We start from the raw sequence: 24,687 nt of genomic DNA on the forward strand, positions 1-24,687 counted from the left end.
TTTAAATCTTGGAATAATAAAGGAGCTGATCTATGATAAGCTCCTTTAATTTTTCCTATGTTTATTATATTATTTTAATTTCCAAATATCTTCATTGTATTGAGCAATTGTTCTATCAGATGAGAAGAATCCAGCTTTACTGATGTTTATTAAAACTTTTCTGTTCCAAGTTTCTCTATCTGAGTAATCTTCAAATACTTTGTCCTTAGTTTTAATATAATCTTCAATATCAAGTAATGTCATGAACCAGTCTTTAACTATTAATTCGTTGTGAAGTCTGTTTAGGTTAACTTCATCTCCAACCTTTAACATTTCATCACTTACTATAAAGTCAACTAGTTCTTTGATATTTTCTTTTTCATAATATTCTTTTGAAACATAATCAGCCTTCTTATAATGCTCAATTACTTGTTCACTTGATTGACCAAAGATATAGATGTTGTCATCACCAACTAATTCATGAATTTCAACGTTAGCTCCATCTTCAGTTCCTAAAGTTAATGCACCATTTAACATAAACTTCATATTACCTGTTCCTGAAGCTTCTTTAGATGCTAAAGAAATTTGTTCAGAAACATCACAAGCTGGTATTAACTTAGAAGCCTTAGTTACATTATAGTTTTCAACCATAACAACTTTTAAGTGTTTGCTAACAACTGGATCATTATTTATAATTTCTTGTAAGCAAAGAATTGTATGGATTATATCTTGTGCAATTATATAAGCTGGTGCAGCCTTTGCTCCAAATATCATTGTAATTGGAGTTGTTGGAATATTTCCTGCTTTAATATCTAAATATTTATGAATGATGTATAAAACATTCATTTGTTGTCTCTTATATTCATGAAGTCTCTTTATTTGAATATCAAATATAGAGTTTTCATCTACTTCAATATTTTGAGTATCCTTTAAATACTTCTTTAATGCAATTTTATTATGCTTTTTAATTTCTCCAAGTTTTGCTAATACTTCTTTGTTATCAACATACTTAGCTAAGTCTTCTAACTTAGTTGCATCAGTCTTGAAGTCTTCACCAATAAGTTCTGTAATATAGTTAGTTAATTCATTATTACAGTGGATTAACCATCTTCTAAAAGTTATACCATTTGTCTTATTGTTAAACTTTTCTGGATATATATCATAGAATGGTCTTAATTCTTCTTGCTCTAAGATTTCTGTGTGAAGTGCCGCAACACCATTTACACTAAATCCATAGTGAATATCCATATGAGCCATATGAACTCTATCATCTTTATCTATGATATAAACTCTTTCATCTTCGTATTTTTCTCTAACTAAGTTATCTAATTCTCTAATAATTGGCATTAACTGAGGCACAACCTTTTCTAAGTAAGCTATTGGCCATTTTTCTAATGCTTCAGCTAATATTGTGTGGTTAGTGTATGCACAAGTTTTGGTAACGATACCAATAGCTTCTTGCATTTCAATACCCTTTTCTCCTAATAATCTTATTAATTCTGGTATAACCATTGAAGGGTGTGTATCATTAATTTGAACAACTACATGCTCATGTAACTTGTGTAAGTCATATCCGTTTTCTTCTGCTTCTAAAAGAATTAATTGTGCAGCATTACTTACCATAAAGTATTGTTGGTATATTCTTAATAAGTGTCCTGCCTCATCACTATCATCTGGATATAAGAATAATGTTAAATTCTTTTTGATATCTTCTTTATCAAAGTTTATTCCATCTTCTACTAAAGTTTCATCTATAGTGTCTATATCGAATAATCTTAATTTATTTGATGCTTGATTATATCCTGTTACATCTATATCATATAATGTTGAAGTCACTTTAAATCCACCGAATAATACATCAAATTTAATATCAGATTTATTTAACCAACCTTCTGAAGTTATCCAAGGATTCTTTTCAGCTGTTTGTTTATTATTCTTAAATACTTGTTTAAATAATCCATAGTGATAGTTTAATCCAACACCATCTCCATTTAAACCTAAAGTTGCTATTGAATCTAAGAAACATGCAGCTAATCTTCCTAATCCACCATTTCCTAATGAAGGTTCTAATTCTACTTCTTCTATTTCAGTTAAATCTTTTCCATTAGCAGCTAATACTTCTTTAACTTCATCATAAAGTCCTAAATTTATTAAATTATTTGATAATAATTTTCCAATTAAAAATTCTGCTGAAATATAATATAATTTTTTATTTCCTTTATTTGTTCCTTTATTTTTAATGCATCCTTTTGTCATTTCTAATAATGCTAAATATACTTCTTCGTTAGTTGCTTCTTCTATTGTTTTTTGAAATCTATTTTTTAAGATTTCAGCTAAATTATTTTTTACCATAATAAATTATCCCACCTTAAATTCATTATTTTTAAAATATTTACTTTAGAAATTTATTTTTTGTTTAAATCATTTACAATTATATAATAACAATTTTATAAAATTATCATTGTACATTTTTATTATTTTTTGTATATTTATTATGTTACTTTTAAAAAATAGTATTTTTTTTATATTTTTCCTTATTTTTTTGTAAACATTTGCACCTATTAAGCTAATTCAAAAAAATAATAGGCATATTTTTTAAATATACCTATTATTAAAAAAGATTGATTTATTAAATTTCATTAAAATAATTTATAACAGTTTCCTTGTCACTAAAATGATGTTTAGTTGTTCCAATTATTTGATAATCTTCATGTCCCTTTCCTGCTATAACAACTATATCATCTTTACCTGCAATTCTACATGCATACTCTATGGCTTCTTTTCTATCTTCAATAACAGTATGACTATCCTTAATTCCTTCTAATATATCTTCTATTATTCTGTGTGGGTCCTCTGTTCTTGGATTATCAGAAGTTACTATTGTAACATCACTGTATTTCTCAGCAATTGCTCCCATTAAAGGTCTCTTTGTTTTATCTCTATCTCCACCACAACCAAATACTGTTATTAATTTTCCTTTAACAACTTCTTTCATAGTTTCTAAAATATTTTCAAGTCCATCAGGAGTATGAGCATAATCTACAACTATTGTAGAGTTCATTTTATCATGATAAACTCTTTCACATCTTCCAGCAACTGCTTTCATTGTATCGAAAGCTTCTATAGCATCCTCTACACTTACATATCCACCAACAACAAGCATTCCTATAACACCTAATGCATTATAAATATTATAAAGTCCTGGAATATGAAGTTTAACATTCCCTTTAAACTCTTCACCAATATATAAATCAAAAGTTGAACCATTTGCTTGTAACTCTAAATTTTTAGCTCTAACATATCCATTATTTACTCCATAAGAAGTAACTACTTTATCATCACTGCTATCCTCATGTAATGTATCTAACATTTTCTTTCCGTATTGATCATCACAATTTATAACAGTAGTTTTAGCACCCTTTATAAACTTAAATTTTGCATTATAATAATTTTCAAATGTTTTATGATAGTCCATATGATCTTGAGTTAAGTTTGTAAACATTCCTCTACTAAAGTTTAACCCTTCTACTCTTCCCATTGCAGACGCATGAGATGATACTTCCATTAAACAGTACTTACATCCTGCCTCTCTCATATCCTTAATAAGTCTAAATAATTCTATAGCTTCTGGAGTTGTCATCGATGTTGGAATCATTTTCTCTCCAATGTAATTAGCTATAGTTCCTATAAGTCCAACCTTATTTCCTGCATGCTCTAATATGTGCTTCATCATATATGTTGACGTAGTCTTTCCATTAGTACCTGTTACCCCTAGGAATGCTAAATCATTATCTTGTATGTTAAAGAAAGTCTTAGCAATAATAGCCATACATTCTCTTGTATCATTTACTCTTATATAAGCAACTCCCTCTTTAACATCACTTATATCTTTACTATGAACAATTACTTTTGAGCCTTTTTCTATAGCATCATTTATCAAATCATGTCCATCTACTTTTAAACCTATAACAGCAATAAAAAGACTCCCCTCTATCACTTGTCTTGTGTCTCTTGTAATATCTATAACATCTATTTTTGTATAATCTATTTCATTTGTAGAAGTATAATCTAACTTTGAATCTTTTAATATTTCACTTAATAACATCTAAAATCTCCTTATCTTAAATTGATTTTTACTGTTCATTTATAACAATATATTTTATTGCCCCATAATATTGTACATCATTTATAGTTCTTTATCTATAAAAAGTAAGGTTAATACTACAATAAAGTCCTACCTGTAATTTTAACCTACTATTTTTATATTAATCATTATCTAATGATTACTCCTATATTCTATATTTTTTCAAAATTTTGTTGCATTTTAATACCACTTGTAATATAATTTAACAAATAGTTTTTTTAATAGAATTTCATCAAAGGCGATGATAAAGTTAATTTAAAAATTTAAAATATAAATTTGATTTTAATTTTACTTTTAAATTTTTATTTCTTATCTTTGAGCCTTTGTCTAAGTAAGAATTATTTGTAGGGCTCGCTTTTAGCGGGCCTTTATTATTTTATAAAAGGGGGCTAAAAAATTGTGTAGCTTTGTTGTATTTTCTTCTAATAAATTAAACTTATCTGACTTCTCAAATACTTTAAAAAAGGTTGAACATAGAGGACCAGATAATAACTATGCTGCTATTGAAAATGGTTTATCATGGGGCTTTAACCGTTTATCAATAATGGATTTATCTTCCAACGGAAATCAACCATTTAAATATAATTCCTGTGAACTTGTATGTAATGGAGAAATTTATAACTATCAATCTTTAAGGGAATTATTATCTAATGAATATAGATTTCATTCCAATAGTGATTGTGAAGTATTAATCCCACTATATTATAAATATGGTATTGAAATAATGTGTAAAATGCTTGATGCTGAATTTGCTTTAGTTTTATATGATGCTGAAGCTGATTCTATAATGGCTGCTAGAGATCCTATGGGAATTAGACCTATGTTTTATGGATACACAAAAGAAGATCATAAAATTTCTTTTGCAAGTGAAGCAAAGGGGTTAATTGATTATTGTGACAATATTATGCCATTCCCACCTGGACATTATTATAAGGATGGGGAATTTATTTGCTATAATGATTTATCAGATTCAAAGTTTATCAATAACGATGATTTAGAAACTATTTTTACTAATATAAGAACTAAATTAGTTTCAGCTGTAGAAAAAAGGCTTCATGCTGATGCACCTATTGGCTATTTATTAAGTGGAGGATTAGATTCTTCTCTTGTATGCTCTATTGCTCAAAGATTTATGAATAAACCAATTAAAACTTTTGCTATTGGAATGGACACTGACCCAATAGATTTAAAATATGCAAAACAAGCAGCTGAATTTTTAGGTACTGATCATACTGAAGTTATAATAACTAAAGATGATGTTTTAAATTCATTAGAAGAAGTCATATATCATTTAGAAACTTTTGATATTACTACTATTAGAGCTAGTGTTGGAATGTACTTATTATGTAAATACATTCATGAAAATACTGATTTAAAAGTTATTTTAACTGGTGAAGTAAGTGATGAATTATTTGGTTACAAATATACTGATTTTGCACCTACTCCAAGCGAATTCCAAAAAGAATCTCAAAAAAGAATAAGAGAACTTTATATGTATGATGTTTTAAGAGCTGATAGATGTATTTCTGCTCATGCATTAGAAGGACGAGTTCCTTTTGCTGATATTGATTTTGTAAATTATGTAATGAGCATTAATCCAGCTAAAAAGATGAATACTTATAATAAAGGTAAATATTTATTAAGAAAAGCATTTGAAGGAGATAAATATTTACCTGAAGATTTATTGTATCGTGAAAAAGCTGCTTTTAGTGATGCTGTTGGACATTCTCTAGTAGATTACTTAAAAGAATATGCTGAAGGAAAATACACTTCTGAAGATCTTGAGTTAGCTAAAGAAAAGTATGAGTATTGTACACCATTCACTAAGGAATCTCTTCTTTATAGAGATATTTTTGAAAAATATTATCCTGGAAATGCTAAGTGGATTAAAGATTTCTGGATGCCAAATAAATCTTGGGAAGGTTGTAATGTTAATGACCCAAGTGCTAGAGTTCTTTCAAACTATGGTGATAGTGGAAAATAGTTTGAATTGTATATAATCTATATTTAAAGTAATGAACTTCTCTTTAATGAATAATTTCATTTTAAACAAGTCAAAGTATTTTTGTTTTAAAAAAGGACTATCTAAAAAATTTAGATAATCCTTTTTTCTTTGTATTTATATTATAATTTGTTATATGATTAAAAATATGATTTTATACACTCTTTTATTCACTTATCTCTGTAGAGGCAATCTTTTTTATTTTATGTCTCTTTTTATTATACTCTTAATATGATGTTCTAAATCTATCTATTAGATTCTTCTTCTAATATCATTCCAACATTATATTCCTCAATACTATTTAAAGTTACTGATGATGTTGTTGGTGTATACCAATCTTCATTAATAAAAAAGTCTTTCCATTCATCACTTACAAAAATATACCCATGCCTTGCATATATTTCATTTCTAGCTATTTCTAATTGTTCTTTGCTTAATCCTATCAAATCATCTTCAGTTAAATATCTTGTACTACTATCCGGTATAATAAAATAATTGTCCTTAGTTACAGAAGTAGCTAGTATCTTTTTAACTGTATTACCTTGATTTTGTAAGTTAAATATACCATTAGCAAATAAACAACTTACTAATAGTGTTCCCCCAATTATAATTTATATTTTCTTATTCATGATATCCCCCATAAAAAAATTTTATACCCTTATATAATATTCAAAAGTTAAAAACTGTGTCTATTTATTAAACATTTCTTAACATATCCCCCTATCCCTTTCATGATATAATTAATATGAAGGTTTTATTTTAGAGGTGAATATATGAAGGAAATCATAATAGTTTTATTATGTATTATACTTATAGGTTTAATAATAGTGATTTTCTATGGAGGAAATTACTTATATAACTTAGGTATAAATCCAAAATATCCAAAAGATTTGATATTTAAAAGCAATACTAATGAAGAAACAAAACAAAATGAAACTAGTGGTATTTCTACTATTGACAGTAAAACTTGGTTACTTAAATACAGTAATTATGAAGATTTATTTCTTAAATCTAAAGACAATTTAAAATTACATAACTACATTATAAAAAATAAAAATAACTCTAATAAATGGGTTATTACAGTTCATGGCTATACTTCTCAAGGCACATATATGGCTTCATATGCTAAAAGATTTTATGATATGGGATATAATATTATAATTCCTGACTTAAGAGGTCATGGTAAAAGTGAAGGTACTTATATAGGAATGGGTTGGCATGAAAGATTTGATATTGTTGATTTAACAAATTATATTGCTAATACTTATAAAGACTCTCAAATTGTTCTTTTTGGTATTTCTATGGGAGCTGCAACTGTTATGAATGCTTCCGGCGAAAAGCTACCTAAAAATGTTAAAGCAATAATAGAAGATTGTGGATATACATCTACTTGGAATCAATTTGCTTATCAATTAAAAGCATTATTCAAATTACCAGCATTCCCTATGATGCACGCTGCAAGTATTATTTGCAAATTCCGTTCTGGATATTTTATTAGTGAAGCATCTCCTATTAAACAAATAAAAAAATCAACAACGCCAACACTTTTTATTCATGGTGATAAAGATGGATTCGTTCCTTTCTTCATGCTTGATAAACTTTATAATGCTTCACCTGTGGAAAAAGAAAAATTAATTATATCTGGTGCTAAACACGCTAGAGCTAGTTATGTTAATCCTAAATTATACTGGGAATCTATTGAAAATTTTTTAAATAAATATATTAACTAAATTGTTCGTTAAGGCTTGAATGCCGTGATTACGAAAATTAATGATATTATTAATTTTTCTCTATCACTGGCTATTAAGCTAAAAGATGCAATTTATCTGCAGAACACCTTAAAAGTTAACGACTTCTGCTATATTTTATATAATAAATTGTTAACTTCTAAATATATATTTTTAAATAAACTAAGAATATTAATATACAAATTGACTATCATATCAAAAAAATTGTAGCACAAAACATTAACTATAAAGGGGCACGTTATAAGCAGATACATGGAGAAAGAAAAAATGAAATATTAATTTGGAGAGAACATTGAAATTGAGCCGTAGAATTTAATCTTTGTGGAATTGAACTTGCGTAAAGAAGTTGTATTGAAGCGTTAGCGGCTTTTACAACTTTAGCAAGTTCAATGGAACAAAGATATAAATTCTAGGCGAAAATTTCACCGTTCCCGGAAAATAAATATTTCATTTTTTCGCCCCATGTAATGCGCAATATTATTCAAGTGTTATTTAGAGTTTAGTATTGATCTTGTTTTTATAATAAATTCCGCTTCGCTTCTAGCTTCAACAAATTCTCCATCAACCATGGCAACTATAGTTCCATCCATTCTTCCACCACATTCACCTATGCAGCCATAAACTATCTTTTCATCTTTAAATTCACCTTTCACTATATCGATATCTATTCCTGAACATCCTGGGCACATTACTATCATGTTTATCTCTCCTTTTAATATCTTATGTACTTACTTATACAATTATTTATTTAATTATACAATATAAGCTACCTCTGAGGTCAATCCAATAAATGGATTAACCTCAGAGGTAGCCCGATTTATGTCTAAATTTCTACACCTTTTTTAAATTGACTATTATACAAATTCGCATAGAATCCATCTTTAGCTAAAAGCTCATTATGTGTTCCACTTTCTATAATTTCCCCATCTTTTAAAGCTAAAATCTTATCTGCATTTTTAATAGTGCTTAATCTATGAGCTATTACAAAGGTCGTCTTTCCTTCCATAAGCTTAAGCATTGCATTTTGAATTAATACTTCTGTTCTTGTATCTATTGAAGAAGTTGCTTCATCTAATATTAAAATTGATGCATTTGATAAAATAGCTCTTGCAATAGCTAAAAGCTGTCTTTGCCCTTGTGATAAATTACCACCATTATCAGATAAAACTGTATCATAACCTTGTGGAAGCTGCTTTATAAAATGATGAGCATCTGCCATTTTTGCTGCTTCTATAACTTCTTCATCACTAGCATCTAATCTTCCATACCTTATATTTTCACTAACAGTCTCAGAGAATAAATAAGTATCTTGAAGTACCATTGCTACTGTTTTTCTTAAACTTTCTCTAGTTATTTCATCAATATTTTTTCCATCTATTAATATTTCTCCACTATCAATATCATAAAACTTAGTAAGTAAATTAACTATGGTAGTTTTTCCTGCTCCTGTTGGTCCAACTATTGCAATAATTTCACCTTTCTTAGCCTCTAATGAAACATTTTTTAATATTTCTTTTCCATTAGTATAAGAGAAAGTTACATCTTTTAATTCAACATGACCTTCTATGTTATCAATATCAACAGCCTCATCTTTGTCCTTTTCTTGCTCCTCATCAATAACTTCAAATACTCTTTCTGCCCCTGCAAGTGCACTTTGAATAGTATTAAAAAGATTCATTATTTCATTTATTGGCCTTGTAAAGTTTCTCATATATAATAAGAATGAAAATACCACTCCCACTGTAATTGTTGAACCTTTTAAAATTAGGTATCCACCTGCAACTGAAATTATTAAATATGAAATATTATTTATAAAATTATTTATTGGTCCCATGAATGAAGAAACACCTTGAGCTATTATTGCACTTTTAGTAAGTCTTTCATTTATTTCTGAAAACTCTTTTTTAACTTTTTCTTCTTCTGAAAATAATAATACAACCTTTTGCCCAGATACCATTTCTTCAATATATCCATTTAAACTTCCAAGTTCATTTTGTTGCTTCACAAAAAATCTTTGCGTTTTCTTAGCTAAAGTCTTTGTTACTATAAATATTAAAGGTACTGTTATCATTCCAATTAAAGTCAATATAGGGCTCAATAAAAGCATAGCAATTAACATTCCAACTACATTAATTATTCCTGAAAATAACTGTGTTACACTTTGAGATAAAGTGGTATTTATATTATCTACATCATTAGTAAGTCTACTCATTAAATCTCCACTTGAATTACTGTCAAAATACTTAAGTGGTAATTTTTGAAGGGCAGTAAATAAATCCTTTCTTATAGTTGCTGAAACCCTTTGAGCTATTTTTAGCATAACCATATTTTGATAATATGTTGAAAATATATTAACTAAATATATTAAAACTAGCATTATACAAATAAATGCTAACCCTTTCATATCTCCAGTTTCAATAAAATTATCTATTGTATATCCATTTAATCTTGTCCCCAAAATACTAATTAAAGTTGTTATAAAGCAAAAAACAAATACTATAAAAATGCTAATTTTCTTTTCAATTAAATATCCAATTAATCTTCTTACAGTTCCTTTGAAGTCTTTAATTTTTTCTCCCTTTTTTCTATACAGTTGCTGTGGTCCTCCCCCGGGCCTCATTTGTATTGGTCCCTTACTAGACATTTAAAACCGCCTCCTCTCCTAATTGTGATATAGCAATACTTCTATATATTTCACAAATTTTAATAAGTTCCTCATGAGTACCTATAGCAGCAATTTCTCCGTTATCTAAAACTATTATCTTATCTAAATCCATTACAGCACCTATTCTTTGTGCTATAAGAAATACAGTAGCATCTTTCATTCTATTCTTAATTGATTTCTGTAACTTTGATTCTGTTGCCATATCTAAAGCACTACTTGAATCGTCTAAAATCAATATCTTAGGATTTTTTATTAAAGTTCTAGCAATAGAAACCCTTTGCTTTTGGCCTCCTGATAAATTTTTACCTCTTTGTCCAACTTCCCTATTGTATCCTTCATTACTTGAAGTTATAAATTCAAATGCCTGAGAATCTTTTGTTGCCCTATCCATCATTTCTTCATTAGCATTTTCCATACCAAATCTTAAATTATCTGCAATACTTCCTGAAAAAAGAATTGTATCTTGAAGAACAACACCAATAATTTTTCTTAAATCATTTATTTTTAAATTTCTTACATCTTTATTTCCAATCATTACAGAGCCAGAGGTTGTATCATATAGTCTTGGAATAAGTGATATTAATGAACTTTTTCCACTACCAGTAGCCCCTATAATACCTATCTTTTCACCTTCTTTTGCTTTAAATGATATTCCCTTTAATACATAATCACCATCTTTATTGTATTTAAAATAAACATCCTTAAATTCAACATCAAATTTATCTATTTCATCTGTATCTTCTCTATCCTTTATTGATGATTCCACATCTAAAACTTCATTAATTCTATCTGCAGATACCTTTGCTCTAGAAAAATTAATGATACTCATTATCAACATATTTAAAGAATTCATTATTTGAACTAAGTAATTAATAAATGCCATTATCTTACCTATCTCTAATGAACCATTATTAACATAATTTCCACCAAACCAAAGTATAGCTACAACACTTAAGTTCATTATTAATGTAACTAATGGCCATAAAAGTATAGTTACACTTTGAGCTTTAATACTGATATCCATTAATTCATAATTTGCAGAATTAAATTTTCTTCTCATCTTATCTTCTATTGCAAATGCCTTAATAACTCTAACTCCAAGTAAATTTTCTCTCATAACTAAATTTACATTATCTATTTTCTTTTGCATTCCTGTAAAAAATGGAATAGATCTTGATGTAATCAAAATTACACTTAATACTATTAATGGTATTACTACTAAAAAAATTATTGATAACTTAATACTAATAGTAAGTGACATTATAATTCCGCCTAAGCAAATAAGAGGTGACCTTACCATTCCTCTAAGTGCCATCATAACCATATTTTGAACCTGAGTTACATCATTAGTTAACCTAGTAATAAGTGATGAAGTCTTAAATTTATCTATTTCTAAAAATGATAAACTTTGTATTTTATCAAATAATCCTTGCCTCATATTTTTTCCCATAGTCATTGAAGCAAAAGTTGAAAATAATCCACAAAGCATTCCACCTAATACTCCTATAAAAGCAACTACTATCATTTTAAATCCAACATTTAAAACATAACTAATATCGCCATTTGCAACACCTATATCTATAATATCAGACATAAGTTTAGGTTGATTTAGATCCATTATAACTTCGATAAACATCATTAAAGGTGCTAATATTACATAAATAATTGCACTACCTTTAATGTATTTTAGTAGTTTAATCATTTTTCTTTTCACCATCCTTATTTAAATTATTATACATTCTCTCAAAGAAGTTCTTAAGCTGTTTCATTTCTTCCTCATTAAAATCACTAAAGCAGTCTCTTTCAATTTGAGAAATAACTTTTTGTGAATTAACTTGAACTCTTCTTCCCTTTTCAGTTAAATATACATTAATTATTCTTCTATCATCCTTATTAGGTCTTCTTTCAACAAATCCTACCTTCTCCATTATTGATAAAATACTTGTCACTGTTGCAGCTTCAATATTGCAATTTTTAGCTATATCCTTTTGTATGCTTCCATCATGTTCCACTAAATAATCTAAAATTTTAGGTTGCCCCTTAGAAATTTCAAGCTTCTTAAATTCATCATGACATCTTCTCCAATGGGCTTTTTTTACCTTCATAAATTCTTTAATTAATTCTCCTTCTTTCATACTATTACCTCACTAAAATCAATCATAATTCACAAAATAATTAGACATCTAATAATTAGATATCTAATTATTATTATAGTTCTATCACTTTTATCAGTCAATATCTAAATTACCCATTAAAACTTAGCTACATGATTCTGAAAATTAATAGATACTATGGTATTACTTTTAAATATATATTTTCCTAAATAAAATATTAATATCCACTTTATTTAAAATAACTGCCAACATTTTCTCAAATAAGAATATTTTTATTTTATAAGGATAAAATAATCTAAGATAAAAAAGTAATATTGTTAAGCTAATATAATCTACACTCCTACAATTATATAACTTAACATATCACTTAATATATAGAGGAGGATTAATTATGAAACATAATGAAAGCATCGGCTGTACTGTTACTGAATGTAAATTTCATTGCCAAGATGATAATTATTGTACATTAAATCACATTCAAGTTGTTACTCACACTAGTTGTGCATCTAGTAAAGAATGTACCGATTGTGGTAGCTTTGTAAAAAAATAATATTACTTATATAAAAGCTTCAAGTATAATGGGTAGTCCTAAGCTACCCTATTTTAAGCTTTTTGCTTAATAATAAATAAAATTCTAATTTTTTAAACATACTAAATATTATTGATATTTTAAGGAGTGAAACAAATGAAAAAAATTATAAGCTTTCTTCTAGCAATATTAACTTTACTATCTATGATACTTTATAATTTACCAGTATCTGCAGCTTGTATAGAAAACCCTTACTCACAGTTTATAGATGATCCATATTATGAAGTTACATCTAACTATATTAACGGCATAGTATCTAAACTATCTAAACTTCCTGCTTCAGGTAACGTTTGTATAGATTATTTAGGAGAAGAAATCTTATTACATAGAGCTATATTATTTGCCACTTATAATATAGAAAGCTACTCAAGTAATCCTGAGTTAACTGATATTAGTGAGGATATAATTGACAACTATACTGGTGAATTAAAAGAAATGAGAATTGAATTATCTAAATTAATTGATACTTATGGTAAAAATACGGAACAATTAAAAGACGATACTGAATATATAAAGCAATATAAAGCAATTATAGATAAGCTTCAAAAAGACTTAGCAGAAGTTAAAACTTCAGACAGTAATGAAATTGCATATATAAAACAAGCAATTGCAATTTTACAAGCATCTTATTCTATTTCATCACTTGATAATAAATGTGCTAAAAGTGATCTAGTTAAAGAAATTTCTAAGAATGAGCTTACAAATACCCAAGCTTATATTTCTAGATTAAAAACAGTTGAATCTGCTTTACAATAGTTAAAAAATTAAGAAGTTAAGTGAAAAACTTAACTTCTTAACTAAAATATATTTAATCTCATTATTTCTTAAAATTTTAATTTTTTAAAGGCCATAGGATAAACTCCTATTCCAATTAAACTTATTAATGAATATCTTATAAATGAGAATATTGTTCCACTTGGTAATAGTACTTTTAATCCAACTTGTAATACTAATAGTATTAATACTCCTAATAACACTCTTATTATCTTATTTCCTTTACTTCCTTCTGTTGAAAAATTAACATATTTCTTTTCAATATATATTCCAATTATAAATCCTAGATAAGTTCCCATTCCTTTAATAAAGTCCGCAGAATGTGCAAAAGTTAATGCAGGAATAAATATTACAAATGTTATTACATATAACAACATTTTATTTTCAAATCTATTGTATAACTTATAACATACTAGAGATGTTAATACCCCCAAGATTCCTCCCACTATAACGTCTTTTGGATAATGAACTCCTAAGTATAATCTAGAAAATCCAACTAAAATAATCATTACGGTTGCAATAATGTACATTACTCTCTTCTTCAAATAAATTGCCATAGCTCCATAAAATGAAGATGCACTTTGGGTATGACCACTAGGAAATGAATATCCAGTTGCTGTTTGTTCCCTTAATGTTCTAATCCCCTCTTCCCCTATTGGTCTTTTCATTTTAAAAATATCTTTTATTGTATTATTTAAAAGTACACTAGTTAAAACAGCGTATGCAATATACTCTCCAAATTTTTTATCTAATGTCCAATAAATAATTGATATTATTGATATTAATACTACCTGTTCACCACATATAGTTATAATTTGAAATATAAAATCAAAAAATGGATTTGCTATACTTTGAATATGTCTTAAAATTTCTAACTCCATAAATTCCTCCATCTATTAATGGTTAAAAAGCTTCTTTCTTGACTCTTTATATATAGCTTCTAAAGCATATGCCACATATAATTCAGTACTTATCAATACAGCTTTTTCATCTATATTAAATTTATCATTATGATTTGGATAGTCTCTTCCTATTTCTTCATTACCAGCGCCTACAAAAACAAATACTCCTGGAATTCTTTTTTGATATATAGAAAAATCTTCTCCTAACATCATTCTTGGCACTTTTATAATATCTTTTTCATCAAATATTTTCTTAGCAGCATCTAAAGCTGTTTTTACTGCTTCACCATCATTAATTACTGCTGGATGATGTGCAACATCATATTCAACACTTGCAGTTGCTCCATATGCTAATGCTGTACTATATGCAATTCTTTTAATTGATTTTTGAATATGTTTAGCTGTTGTTGCATTAAAAGTTCTTATTGTACCTTCTATTATAGCATCACCAGAAATAATATTATGAGTTTCTCCTGATTGAATATGTCCTATTGTTACTACTGCAGAATTAACCGGATCTATTTCCCTACTAATTATAGATTGTAGATTCATTACTATAGCTGCACAAACTAAAGTAGCATCAACACATTGGTGTGGCTTACCTGCATGACCTGATTTTCCTGTAACTTTTATTGTAAATTTATTTGATGCAGCCATTCTTGGTCCCTCTTCTATAGAAATTTTGCCACATTCTATATCTCCAAATACATGTAATCCGAAAATTTCATCTACATCATCTAAATATCCATGTTCAGAAATTAACTTTGCTCCACATGAATTTTCTTCACCTGGTTGAAATATAAGAATAATCTTTCCTGGAATACTATCCTCATATTTTTTTAATATCATAGCAGCTCCAAGTAATGATGCCATATGTGCATCATGTCCACAAGCATGCATTATCCCCTTATTTTCTGAAGCATATCTAACCTCTGTCCTTTCTTGTATCTTTAAGGCATCCATATCTGATCTTAATGCAATTACTCTACCATCTCCTTTACCAATAGTAGCAACTACCTCTGTTTTTATTCCTTCTTCATATTTAACACCTATTTTATCTAATTCTTCTTTAATTCTTTTAGATGTTCTATATTCTTCCATACTTAATTCAGGATACTTATGAAAGTCCTTTCTTAATGAAATTATATAATTACTTATAAGTTTTGTCTCTTTTAATATATCCATACTCCATTCCTCCCTTTATAAATTATATAATTTTATGGAAATATTGTATATTATTTTAAATAAATTATTTGATTATTTGTAAATATATGGTAATATTTTTATGTTAAGTAATTTATGTGAGGTGAAATTATGAAAAGAAAACTATTAATTTTAAGTTGTACTGTTGCTTTATGCTTATCCTTAACATCCTGTGGATTAAAAAGTGCAATTACTGGAGATAAAACAGCTAGTACTGATGATTCAAATGCTACAGAAACTATTTCTGAAAATGGGGATGACGTAACAAATACTGAGACTACTGAGGAAGATACTAATACTGCCTCTGATAAAGAAACTTCTGATGATGCAATTTTAACTAATAATAATTCATTTGTAGAAACTAACACTTCTACTTCTGATGTTACTCCAAATAAATCTGCAATTTCATCAACTACTAATACAGTTAATAGAGATTGTAGAGTCTTTTACTTTAATAAAGTAGATCTTAAAACTTATTGTATTGATACAAGTGTCACAGTTACTGATAACGCCTTTGTTACTGCATTAACAGAAAAATTATATTCAGCTCCTAATAACAATAACAACTTTGTTGTATTATCTACGGATTACGGAGTAAGCTCTGCAACATTAAATTATGATACTAATGTCTTAACTGTTGTATTTAATGAGAACTTTATTAAAGATATGGAACTTTCTACTGAAATAGCTAATGGAGTTATAAGTGCAGTAGTAAATACTTATGGATATAATTATGGTGTAGATAAAGTTGCTGTTTATTTTGGAGATGAATTATATACCGGTCTTGATGGTACATCAGCTGCTGGATACTCTACAGTAAATTATAGTGATGTATTAAAACTTGATTAGTAAATAATTAAGCAGTAAATAGGTTAACATAACTTTTAATCTATTTACTGCTTAAATCCTAATGATTTTTCATAGTTGTAAAGAAATTTCTTTTGATTAATAAAAATTCTTCCATATCATTTAAAAATTGAAGTAATTGAGCTCTACTTTCAAACTCATCTCTAGTCTTTGGTAATTCCATTTTTTTAAATTCACTTCTTAAAATATCTAAATCCCTTAATAATGATTTGCAATCATTCATTTCACGTATATTTTCTGCAACACATAAAGTAAACTCTGCCATAACATTCATTTGTTCAACAGGTATATTAAACCTCTGAAAATGTAATCTCATTCTTTTTATTGTATCAAACTGATTAATTCTCATATTTATATAGTCTGTATAATATGATGAACTTTTAAAAAAGTGGTTATTTACTATCTTATAAGCAGTTTCCTTACTTTCATATAATCGCTTTTCAACTTCATTTATAAGCTTTTGCTCATCAATATCTACTGTATGAGTTATTAATGACTTTGCCATTTTACTTATTATAATTCTATAATGTTCTTCAATCCACTCTTTATCATCCTTAAATTTATCCTCAAGAGAAGGCATAAAAATATTAGCAATTGCAGCTACACCTATTCCAATTATCATTAGTAATATTTCGTTAAAAATTAGTGCAATTGTTATATTATTTGCAACTAAAAAATGTGTTGATAAAACTACTGATGGTACCATTCCTTCTTGTACTTTTAATCTTGAAGTAAGTGGTATTAAAATTATTAAAAACAATCCAAAAATCAATGCTCTATTTCCTAATAAACTATATAGAATTACTGATAATAAAATTCCCATGCTACAGGCAACTATTCTTTTGTAACTTATAATTAATGCCTTTTTTCTAGTATCTTGTATACTTAATATAGCAATGACAGCTCCAACTGTTGCATATTGTAAACCTAATATATTACCTATAATTAATGCTATAGTTGCTGATATTGCCATTTTAAATGCTAAATTATATATGTACTTCAAAGTCTTTCATCCCCTCTGTTTATATATTCCATATTATATAATAAGAATTAAATATATAAAATACAATTTTTCCTGTAGATTAAACATACTACTTGAAGTCATAAAATTTCTATCCCATTTTATTTCTATAAATAATTTAACCTTATAAAGTCCATCATCTTTTGTATATCATTAAATTCTTCTCCATAGTGAATCTATCTTTAAAGCATTATTACTACCTGTAGTATTTAATACATTTCCCTCTATACTTTTTAATACTTTTTCTAAATCTTCATATTTATCTATAAAAATTATATTTTTATTATCTTTTAAATCTGTAAAATAGCTTTTTCTTTCATATCTTATATAATCAATATTCATTTTCCTACAAACATTAATCACCGTATTACTTACTTCACTTGCATAAGGATGAGATCCATCTAGAAAAACTTTAATTCCAAACTCTTTAACTAATTCTTCAAACTCTGCCTCATTAAGTGGTTTATAATTAAAATACTTTGCTTTGAAATCCTTATAAATTTCGTATCCATATTGCGTAGCTGTAGAAACAACAATTTCATCAGTATATTTATTTATAAATGATAAAATTGCTCTTCCTTCACCAGTCCCAAGAACAAAACCAATCATTAACTCCACCTCCATAAGATGATTAAAAATTATAAATGGCAAGCTGATTAAAAAATTCTAATGCTTTTCTGCATCTTGCCTCTTCTCCCCTCATTCCAGTTGAGAAAAGTTCTTTATCTTCTACAAGTGGTTTTATCATATCAATATACTTATTATATCCAACAATAATATTACTCTCTTCTATAGCTTTCTTAGCCTTTAAAGTCATATGCTCTAATCCACCTGGACCTATTCCTATAACATATAATTTTCCCATTTTACTCTCCTTAATTTAGCTCACCAATAGCTAATGTCATTCCATCTCTTTTTATTTTCTTAACAATTATCTTTCCACCAGATAACTCAATAACTGGCTCACTTACTGATGCAACTCCAATTGATTTCTTTACAAAATCACTACCTTCATATTTATGCTCAACTGTAGCTATTTCTGATGCCGAAAAAAATAGAAGATCACAATTTAATTTTTCTGCTAAATCCAAAATTGCTTTCTCATCACTTTTTATATTAATAGAAGCAATTCTATCTACAGACCTTATATCAATATTGTTTTCCTTTAAAGTATCATTTATAAAATCAAATAACTTATCACTATCAGTATTTCTTTTACATCCTATTCCTAAAACAATATCCTTTCTAATTAATTTCAATATTGTCCTATCTTCATACTCATCTAAATATCTTACTACGTTATTCTCTTCACTCTTTAAATTTCTTGAAGCTTTATGTGTAATCCACAGAGTATTTCTCTGTATCTCCGCTGTATCTATGTATCCTCTAGGGCATTTAATTATTGATTTATCATCCTTAAAATAAACACTTTCTCCATTAACAAGTCTTCCTGCAATAATCTTAGCTATTTTTAAATCATCTATAATAAGCTCATTATTCATTGCAATTATATCTGGAGCTAAAATATCCATATTATCTGTTGCTGTAGTTATTACTGGAGTATTACCTAATACCTCAGAAATCTTTAAGGTTAATTTATTTGCTCCTCCTAAATGTCCTGAAACTAGGCTTATAGAAAATTTATTGCAAACATCTACCACTACAACTGCTGGGTCTATAGCCTTATTTATTAAAAATTTTGATATTGCCCTAACTGCAATTCCCGTTGAGCTTATAAATATTATAGAATCATACTTTTCAAAACATATATTCATTATATTATTTAGCTTAAAGTCATTAATTTCAGATTTTAAATATAAATCTCCGCCAAGTTCTTTTTCTATCCTTCGTGCTAAAACATTGCCTTTTTCAGTAACACTTATAATGCAAATCATAATTATTCCTTATCCTCTCTATACATATGAGTAAAAGTCTTATCGTATAAAAGACTCTTATCATAATCACAATCTATAAAGTCACCAACTAATATTTGAGCACACTTTGTAATACCAGCTTCCTTAACTTTATCTGCAATATCATCTAAAGTTCCAATAATACATCTTTCATTATCCCAAGTTGCTCTTTCTACTACCGCTATTGGAACATTCCTTCCATAACCAGCTCTAAGCTTTGCTACTACCTTATCAATCATAGAAATTGATAAAAATATAGCCATTGATGCTCCTACTTGTGCAAGCTTTTCTAAATCTTCTGTTTCCGGTACCGGAGTTCTTCCTTCAACTCTTGTTAGTATCACTGTTTGAGTTACTGATGGAAGTGTGAATTCTTTCTTTATTGCTGAAGCTGCTGCAACAAAAGAACTAACACCTGGTACTACTTCATATTCAATATTTAGCTTATCTAATTCATCCATTTGTTCCTTTATTGCTCCATATATTGATGGATCTCCAGTATGAAGCCTTACTATAAGCTTATCTTTATTTTCATTCATAACCTCAATAACATCTGCTAAAGTCATCTTTGCTGAATTATATATTAAGACACCTTCTTTACAATAATCCATATGCTCTTTAGCCACTAAAGACCCTGCATATATAACTATATCAGCCTTAGCTAATATATCTCTTCCCTTCACAGTTATTAAATCAACATCTCCAGGTCCTGCCCCTATAAAATAAACCATAACTCTCTACTCCCTACTTGCTAATTTTAATCCTCTTTCTTCCATATGCTTTAACATATGAATATAAGTACTATAAACATATGGATCTCCAATTGTAAGGAAGTGAAATATCTACTACATAATTTAGCTTCTTAACTTTTTCAATTGCTTTATATGCATTATCTAAAGTTATAAAATTCATGACTATAGTTCCCTCACTTTGTAGTAACTCATTAGAAATTAAACTTGTCTAAATTCTTCTTAGTTGTATCTATTGCTTCATTATCTCTTTCAATAGAATATACAATACCTTTTCTTGAAATCTTAGATGCTTGTACTGTTATTGTTCCTGTTCCAGCACCAATATCAAGTACTATAGCTCCTTCTTTCAAATTCATCTTCCATATACTTAAAGCTCTAATGTCTTCCTTAGTCATTGGACAATTCCCTCTTATGAATTCACTATCTTTAATTAAAATCATAAACTTTCTCTAACCTTCTTTCTCCACAATTAATATTGCCATATCACTAACTTCTTCATTAATAAACTCTCTTGGTCTGCCTTGTAATATTCTTTCATTTTCATAGGATAAATGTTCACCGATTATTACTGTGCATTCAATATTATTTTCATTTAATAATTTACATAAAAAAGTCGAATTATTTTTATTATCTGTAAGCCATATAGATAACTTATTTTCTTTAACTTTCTCTATAAAATCTTCATTTCTAGCATGTACACTTCCTGTAAATGCATAACTCCAACTTTTATTCAACTTAGCAGTTAAGTATTGAAAAGAACTTAATCCAGGTATTACGACAATATTTCCCGGGTAATTCTTTTTTATATATTCACTTATGCCAAAAAAAGTCGGATCTCCTGAAGCAACTAATGAAATAATATTGTCTTGTCCATTTTGTTGTATGTACTCCAGAGTTTCTCTTAAAGAACTCATTACTATCTTATTAGTGTTTATAAAATCTAAATCATTAATTAATCTACTAAAACCAATAATTACATTGCTCTTTCTCAATGTATCTATTGCCTTTGGTAATATATAATCCTTATTTCCAGGACCTAATCCAACAATATAAACCATAACTTACTCCTTTATATTTTTTATTAAGATAGTTTTCATCTTAACTCAATTATGACTTACCTATTTATATCTAATGAATTATACAAAATATTATATTCAGAAAAACCATAATACATTATTGCATCACACTTCATTTCTCCATAAGTATAAATTTTCATTCTTTCAACTATTTTATTTCCTATATTTTTATAAAGTTCTTCATATCCATCACCTAAGAATTTAACTGCACCTTCACTGGTCTTTTGTTCTAAAACACTTTTTACAACTTCCCTATCATATCCTAAAAGTGCAAGCTCTAGCGCTATAACTTCAAGCCTTACATCATTTACTCTACTATGGGTATTAAAGCACCCATAAGCAATTTTACTTACCTTTCCTATATGTCCAATAAGAATAACTTCTTTTATATTTACTTCCGAACAGCACTCTAATGCGAAACCAACAAAGTTTGAAATAAGAATAGAAATTCCACCAACAATCCCAAGCCTTGGATTAAATGTTTTTTGTGCTATTTCTCTTCCCTGGGGCGTACTTATAGTTACCTTTATTCCATTACCTTTAGCAAACTCCCAATTTTCACTATTTCTCTGAGGAAGGTTATCTTTCACTGCTTCTTCTATAGTTTTTCTCGGTGTTGGATTAATTGCATGAAGCCCTTTTTCTATAAATAGCCCATCCTTTGTAACAATTCCTATTCCTTCTCCTCCTGTTAAAGTGAATCCACTTTCCTGCTTTTCAACTTTTGCATATATCTCTATTCCATTAGTAATATCAGGATCATCTCCACCATCCTTAATTACAGAAACTATGCAATAATCTTTACCCTTTTCAACTGAATTTATAGGTATTATTATTTTTATTCCCTTAGGTGTAGTTATTTCAACATTTTCTAAGATAACATCATTAAAGAGCATGATTGTGGCAGCCTTTGTAGCTGCTGTTGCACAAGATCCTGTGGTATATCCACATCTTAGTTTCTTACCACCGCTCATAACATAAAGATCTAACATGCTTTTCCCTCCTGTCCTCTTATACACCATCAATTAATTTCTCAAACTTTTACTATCTTTCAACAACATTATACATAAGTGCATTTACTATAGCTGCTGCAACAGTACTTCCACCTTTTCTTCCTTTAACCCTTATATATGGCACATTAAGTTCATCTAAATTTTCTTTACTTTCAGCTGCTCCAACAAATCCTACTGGCACTGCTATAATCAACTTTGGACTTGCCTTTCCACTTTTTATTAACTCTTTTAACTTAAATAAAGCTGTTGGTGCATTTCCAAAAACAAAAATATCTACATTATCATTGCAAGCCTTTTCTACAGCTGCCATCGAGCGAGTTATTCCCTTTTCCTTTGCCTCTTTATGTACTTCATCTAAATTCACATAACAAATAGCCTTTCCTTCCAGTTTACCTAGAGCCATTTTGTTTATTCCTGATAAAGCCATATTAGTATCTGTATAAATTGTAAAGGGCCTTTTAAAAATCTCTTTTGATGCTTCTATAGCCTCTTTACTTATTTCTACTAAATTCTTATATTCAAAATCGGCTGTAGTATGAATTGTTCTCTTTATTATTGAAAGTTCTTCCTTAGTGAAACTATGCTCACCCATTTCACTTTCTATAATCTTCATACTATTATTTTCTATTTCCATTGGATTTTTAATATAGTCCATAATTATTTTTCTCCTTATTGCTTCAATAATTTCTCTAACCTTAAGCTACTTTAATAGCTCCTTAATAAATTCCAAGTTTCCAAAGAAATGTACATGTGGATATCCTGCCAATGTATTATTCTTCTTATATCCACATCTCCAATTAATTTTATCTCCAGTATATGAAATTTTAGTAACATCATACACTGTCTCCTCATTTAAGTTTACCTTCGATTTATGAAACTCATGACAATTAATTTCTATATTATTAAATAATAATGTTGCATATCCAAATCTATTCAGTCTTTTAGTCATTTCACTATTTCCATTTAAGAATCCAACCATATTAACATTATCTATATTTCCTGTTAAATACATTAATCCTCCACATTCTGCATAGCACTTTAGTCCATTATCAAGTGCTTCTTTTATGTTACTTAGCATTTCTGTGTTCTTACTTAAGGTTTCCTTAAATACTTCTGGGTAACCCCCACCTAAATATAGAAAATCAATATCTTCTGGCAATTTTTTATCTCTAAGTGGACTAAAATAAACAACATCTCCTGCTTCTTCTAGTAATTCTAAATTCTCTTTATAATAAAACCTAAATGCTTCATCAAATGCAATCGCTATTCTCTTATTACTTTTACTTAAATGATAATTATCTTCAAAACACTTTACTTCTTTAAAACTTTCAATAATTTCATCTAAATTTATATATTTCTCAATAACTTCTGATAAATAATTTATCTTTTTATTTAAGTTTCCGACTTCCACACTTTGAACTAAACCTAAATGTCTACTTTCAAGCTTAAGTTCATCATCCTTAGGTATATACCCAAATACCTTTAATCCACAATGTATTTCTATTGCAGGTTTTAATAATTTATTTAAATTTTTCGTTTTCTCCAAGGCCTTTCATATGTACATTTACAATAATCTTGTGGTAACTCCTCTATTCCTTGATAATAAAAAATTGGTCTTCCAACCTTCTTTTCTTTTAACTTCTTTATTATTTTATGAGATGTAAATGCTCTATATATATCATATTCAATGAAATTATCTCTTATTTGCTTTTCTGCCTTTTTAATTGTTTTCTCTAATGTGTCTAAATAGCTTGTCCCAAAACTAACTACTAATATTGCCTTTTTCATAGCACAAAATCTCCTATCAAAATTATTTTTATATAAACTGACTTCTAGCCATGAGATAAATAAAAAAAGTGGCTTTCGCCACGCTCCCTTCGGGAATTTAATTTATAGTATGCCAAAAAGCATAGAGCTAATAGTAG

At 28.0% G+C, this 24,687-nt stretch carries 21 protein-coding genes and 4 pseudogenes; 5 read left to right on the top strand and 20 right to left on the bottom strand.

What is annotated here, in order from left to right; all coding sequences use genetic code 11:
- Positions 1-69: 69 nt before the first annotated feature.
- Both I2E98_RS10890 and I2E98_RS10895 read right to left on the bottom strand, forming a co-directional pair.
- Complete coding sequence (locus I2E98_RS10890) at positions 70-2,331, bottom strand: glycogen/starch/alpha-glucan phosphorylase (protein ID WP_195468938.1); 2,262 nt, start codon at positions 2,329-2,331, stop codon at positions 70-72.
- A gap of 277 nt (positions 2,332-2,608) precedes the next feature.
- Entirely contained in the window at positions 2,609-4,084 is a 1,476-nt protein-coding gene (locus I2E98_RS10895; protein WP_195468939.1) for a UDP-N-acetylmuramoyl-L-alanyl-D-glutamate--2,6-diaminopimelate ligase, read from the bottom strand.
- A 436-nt stretch (positions 4,085-4,520) separates the two neighbouring features.
- Between I2E98_RS10895 and asnB the strand changes: the two genes are divergently transcribed.
- On the top strand, positions 4,521-6,107 hold the full coding sequence (gene asnB, locus I2E98_RS10900) for an asparagine synthase B (RefSeq protein ID WP_195468940.1): 1,587 nt from the start codon (positions 4,521-4,523) through the stop codon (positions 6,105-6,107).
- A gap of 263 nt (positions 6,108-6,370) precedes the next feature.
- Here asnB and I2E98_RS16335 read toward each other — a convergent pair whose 3' ends face one another.
- Positions 6,371-6,736, bottom strand: coding sequence for a YARHG domain-containing protein (locus I2E98_RS16335; protein ID WP_195468964.1), 366 nt, complete (start codon positions 6,734-6,736; stop codon positions 6,371-6,373).
- Between the two features lie 162 nt (positions 6,737-6,898).
- Here I2E98_RS16335 and I2E98_RS10910 point away from each other — a divergent pair, with 162 nt between their 5' ends.
- Positions 6,899-7,855, top strand: a complete 957-nt coding sequence (locus I2E98_RS10910; RefSeq protein WP_195468941.1) for an alpha/beta hydrolase — start codon at positions 6,899-6,901, stop codon at positions 7,853-7,855.
- Positions 7,856-8,361: 506 nt separating this feature from the next.
- Here I2E98_RS10910 and I2E98_RS10915 read toward each other — a convergent pair.
- From I2E98_RS10915 to I2E98_RS10930, 4 genes are all read right to left on the bottom strand, one after another.
- Positions 8,362-8,571 carry a DUF1450 domain-containing protein gene (locus tag I2E98_RS10915; protein ID WP_195468942.1) on the bottom strand — a complete coding sequence of 70 codons (210 nt, stop codon included), beginning with the start codon at positions 8,569-8,571 and terminating at the stop codon, positions 8,362-8,364.
- A gap of 125 nt (positions 8,572-8,696) precedes the next feature.
- Positions 8,697-10,517 carry an ABC transporter ATP-binding protein gene (locus I2E98_RS10920; protein ID WP_195468943.1) on the bottom strand — a complete coding sequence of 607 codons (1,821 nt, stop codon included), beginning with the start codon at positions 10,515-10,517 and terminating at the stop codon, positions 8,697-8,699.
- A complete protein-coding gene (locus I2E98_RS10925) occupies positions 10,510-12,240 on the bottom strand; it encodes an ABC transporter ATP-binding protein (RefSeq protein ID WP_195468944.1) in 1,731 nt (576 codons plus the stop codon). Before I2E98_RS10925 ends, I2E98_RS10920 begins: the two co-directional genes overlap by 8 nt.
- On the bottom strand, positions 12,233-12,673 hold the full coding sequence (locus I2E98_RS10930; RefSeq protein WP_195468945.1) for a MarR family transcriptional regulator: 441 nt from the start codon (positions 12,671-12,673) through the stop codon (positions 12,233-12,235). Before I2E98_RS10930 ends, I2E98_RS10925 begins: the two co-directional genes overlap by 8 nt.
- A 370-nt stretch (positions 12,674-13,043) precedes the next feature.
- On the opposite strand from I2E98_RS10930, the gene I2E98_RS10935 reads away from it, so the two are divergent.
- Together I2E98_RS10935 and I2E98_RS10940 are read left to right on the top strand one after the other, a co-directional pair.
- Positions 13,044-13,202, top strand: a complete 159-nt coding sequence (locus I2E98_RS10935; RefSeq protein ID WP_195468946.1) for a DUF1540 domain-containing protein — start codon at positions 13,044-13,046, stop codon at positions 13,200-13,202.
- Between the two features lie 135 nt (positions 13,203-13,337).
- Positions 13,338-13,997 (top strand): hypothetical protein, encoded by a 660-nt coding sequence (locus I2E98_RS10940; RefSeq protein WP_195468947.1) that lies wholly within the window; start codon positions 13,338-13,340, stop codon positions 13,995-13,997.
- A 68-nt stretch (positions 13,998-14,065) separates the two neighbouring features.
- On the opposite strand, the gene I2E98_RS10945 is transcribed toward I2E98_RS10940, so the two are convergent.
- On the bottom strand, positions 14,066-14,896 hold the full coding sequence (locus tag I2E98_RS10945) for a phosphatase PAP2 family protein (protein ID WP_195468948.1): 831 nt from the start codon (positions 14,894-14,896) through the stop codon (positions 14,066-14,068).
- A 15-nt stretch (positions 14,897-14,911) separates the two neighbouring features.
- Positions 14,912-16,102 (bottom strand): amidohydrolase, encoded by a 1,191-nt coding sequence (locus I2E98_RS10950; RefSeq protein WP_195468949.1) that lies wholly within the window; start codon positions 16,100-16,102, stop codon positions 14,912-14,914.
- A gap of 129 nt (positions 16,103-16,231) precedes the next feature.
- Between I2E98_RS10950 and I2E98_RS10955 the strand changes: the two genes are divergently transcribed.
- Complete coding sequence (locus I2E98_RS10955) at positions 16,232-16,969, top strand: hypothetical protein (RefSeq protein WP_195468950.1); 738 nt, start codon at positions 16,232-16,234, stop codon at positions 16,967-16,969.
- 58 nt (positions 16,970-17,027) lie between these two features.
- Here I2E98_RS10955 and I2E98_RS10960 read toward each other — a convergent pair whose 3' ends face one another.
- The 11 genes and pseudogenes from I2E98_RS10960 to I2E98_RS11010 all read right to left on the bottom strand — a co-directional run.
- Positions 17,028-17,990, bottom strand: a complete 963-nt coding sequence (locus I2E98_RS10960) for an aromatic acid exporter family protein (protein WP_243251076.1) — start codon at positions 17,988-17,990, stop codon at positions 17,028-17,030.
- A gap of 171 nt (positions 17,991-18,161) precedes the next feature.
- On the bottom strand, positions 18,162-18,617 hold the full coding sequence (locus I2E98_RS10965; protein ID WP_195468951.1) for a precorrin-6A/cobalt-precorrin-6A reductase: 456 nt from the start codon (positions 18,615-18,617) through the stop codon (positions 18,162-18,164).
- A gap of 55 nt (positions 18,618-18,672) precedes the next feature.
- Positions 18,673-18,873 (bottom strand): annotated as a pseudogene (locus I2E98_RS10970) (SAM-dependent methyltransferase); the annotation flags it as partial.
- Between the two features lie 10 nt (positions 18,874-18,883).
- Positions 18,884-19,903: a cobalt-precorrin 5A hydrolase gene (cbiG, locus tag I2E98_RS10975; protein WP_195468953.1), complete on the bottom strand. Its 1,020-nt coding sequence runs from the start codon at positions 19,901-19,903 to the stop codon at positions 18,884-18,886.
- 2 nt (positions 19,904-19,905) lie between these two features.
- Positions 19,906-20,652, bottom strand: coding sequence for a precorrin-4 C(11)-methyltransferase (gene cobM / locus I2E98_RS10980; RefSeq protein ID WP_195468954.1), 747 nt, complete (start codon positions 20,650-20,652; stop codon positions 19,906-19,908).
- A gap of 100 nt (positions 20,653-20,752) precedes the next feature.
- Positions 20,753-21,113: pseudogene (locus tag I2E98_RS10985) on the bottom strand (methyltransferase domain-containing protein); the annotation flags it as partial.
- 9 nt (positions 21,114-21,122) lie between these two features.
- Positions 21,123-21,731 (bottom strand): precorrin-6y C5,15-methyltransferase (decarboxylating) subunit CbiE, encoded by a 609-nt coding sequence (gene cbiE / locus I2E98_RS10990; RefSeq protein ID WP_195468955.1) that lies wholly within the window; start codon positions 21,729-21,731, stop codon positions 21,123-21,125.
- Between the two features lie 56 nt (positions 21,732-21,787).
- Positions 21,788-22,741, bottom strand: a complete 954-nt coding sequence (gene cbiD, locus I2E98_RS10995; protein ID WP_195468956.1) for a cobalt-precorrin-5B (C(1))-methyltransferase CbiD — start codon at positions 22,739-22,741, stop codon at positions 21,788-21,790.
- A gap of 52 nt (positions 22,742-22,793) precedes the next feature.
- Entirely contained in the window at positions 22,794-23,417 is a 624-nt protein-coding gene (locus tag I2E98_RS11000) for a precorrin-8X methylmutase (protein WP_195468957.1), read from the bottom strand.
- Positions 23,418-23,462: 45 nt separating this feature from the next.
- Positions 23,463-24,281, bottom strand: a pseudogene (locus I2E98_RS11005) (cobyrinate a,c-diamide synthase); the annotation flags it as partial.
- 50 nt (positions 24,282-24,331) lie between these two features.
- Positions 24,332-24,550, bottom strand: a pseudogene (locus I2E98_RS11010) (sirohydrochlorin cobaltochelatase); the annotation flags it as partial.
- Between the last annotated feature and the right edge of the window lie 137 nt (positions 24,551-24,687).

The sequence above is a fragment of the Clostridium sp. D43t1_170807_H7 genome, from assembly GCF_015555905.1.
GTDB lineage: Bacteria > Bacillota > Clostridia > Clostridiales > Clostridiaceae > Clostridium.

Coding starts and splice junctions, on each gene's coding strand:
- cbiG (WP_195468953.1), bottom strand. CDS start 19,903: ATGATTTGCATTATAAGTGTTACTGAAAAAGGCAATGTTTTAGCACGA.
- I2E98_RS10925 (WP_195468944.1), bottom strand. CDS start 12,240: ATGATTAAACTACTAAAATACATTAAAGGTAGTGCAATTATTTATGTA.
- I2E98_RS10945 (WP_195468948.1), bottom strand. CDS start 14,896: ATGGAGTTAGAAATTTTAAGACATATTCAAAGTATAGCAAATCCATTT.
- I2E98_RS10910 (WP_195468941.1), top strand. CDS start 6,899: ATGAAGGAAATCATAATAGTTTTATTATGTATTATACTTATAGGTTTA.
- I2E98_RS10915 (WP_195468942.1), bottom strand. CDS start 8,571: ATGATAGTAATGTGCCCAGGATGTTCAGGAATAGATATCGATATAGTG.
- I2E98_RS10935 (WP_195468946.1), top strand. CDS start 13,044: ATGAAACATAATGAAAGCATCGGCTGTACTGTTACTGAATGTAAATTT.
- I2E98_RS10930 (WP_195468945.1), bottom strand. CDS start 12,673: ATGAAAGAAGGAGAATTAATTAAAGAATTTATGAAGGTAAAAAAAGCC.
- I2E98_RS11000 (WP_195468957.1), bottom strand. CDS start 23,417: ATGGACTATATTAAAAATCCAATGGAAATAGAAAATAATAGTATGAAG.
- cobM (WP_195468954.1), bottom strand. CDS start 20,652: ATGGTTTATTTTATAGGGGCAGGACCTGGAGATGTTGATTTAATAACT.
- I2E98_RS10950 (WP_195468949.1), bottom strand. CDS start 16,102: ATGGATATATTAAAAGAGACAAAACTTATAAGTAATTATATAATTTCA.
- I2E98_RS10890 (WP_195468938.1), bottom strand. CDS start 2,331: ATGGTAAAAAATAATTTAGCTGAAATCTTAAAAAATAGATTTCAAAAA.
- I2E98_RS10965 (WP_195468951.1), bottom strand. CDS start 18,617: ATGATTGGTTTTGTTCTTGGGACTGGTGAAGGAAGAGCAATTTTATCA.
- I2E98_RS10940 (WP_195468947.1), top strand. CDS start 13,338: ATGAAAAAAATTATAAGCTTTCTTCTAGCAATATTAACTTTACTATCT.
- I2E98_RS10895 (WP_195468939.1), bottom strand. CDS start 4,084: ATGTTATTAAGTGAAATATTAAAAGATTCAAAGTTAGATTATACTTCT.
- I2E98_RS10955 (WP_195468950.1), top strand. CDS start 16,232: ATGAAAAGAAAACTATTAATTTTAAGTTGTACTGTTGCTTTATGCTTA.
- cbiD (WP_195468956.1), bottom strand. CDS start 22,741: ATGTTAGATCTTTATGTTATGAGCGGTGGTAAGAAACTAAGATGTGGA.
- cbiE (WP_195468955.1), bottom strand. CDS start 21,731: ATGGTTTATATTGTTGGATTAGGTCCTGGAAATAAGGATTATATATTA.
- I2E98_RS10920 (WP_195468943.1), bottom strand. CDS start 10,517: ATGTCTAGTAAGGGACCAATACAAATGAGGCCCGGGGGAGGACCACAG.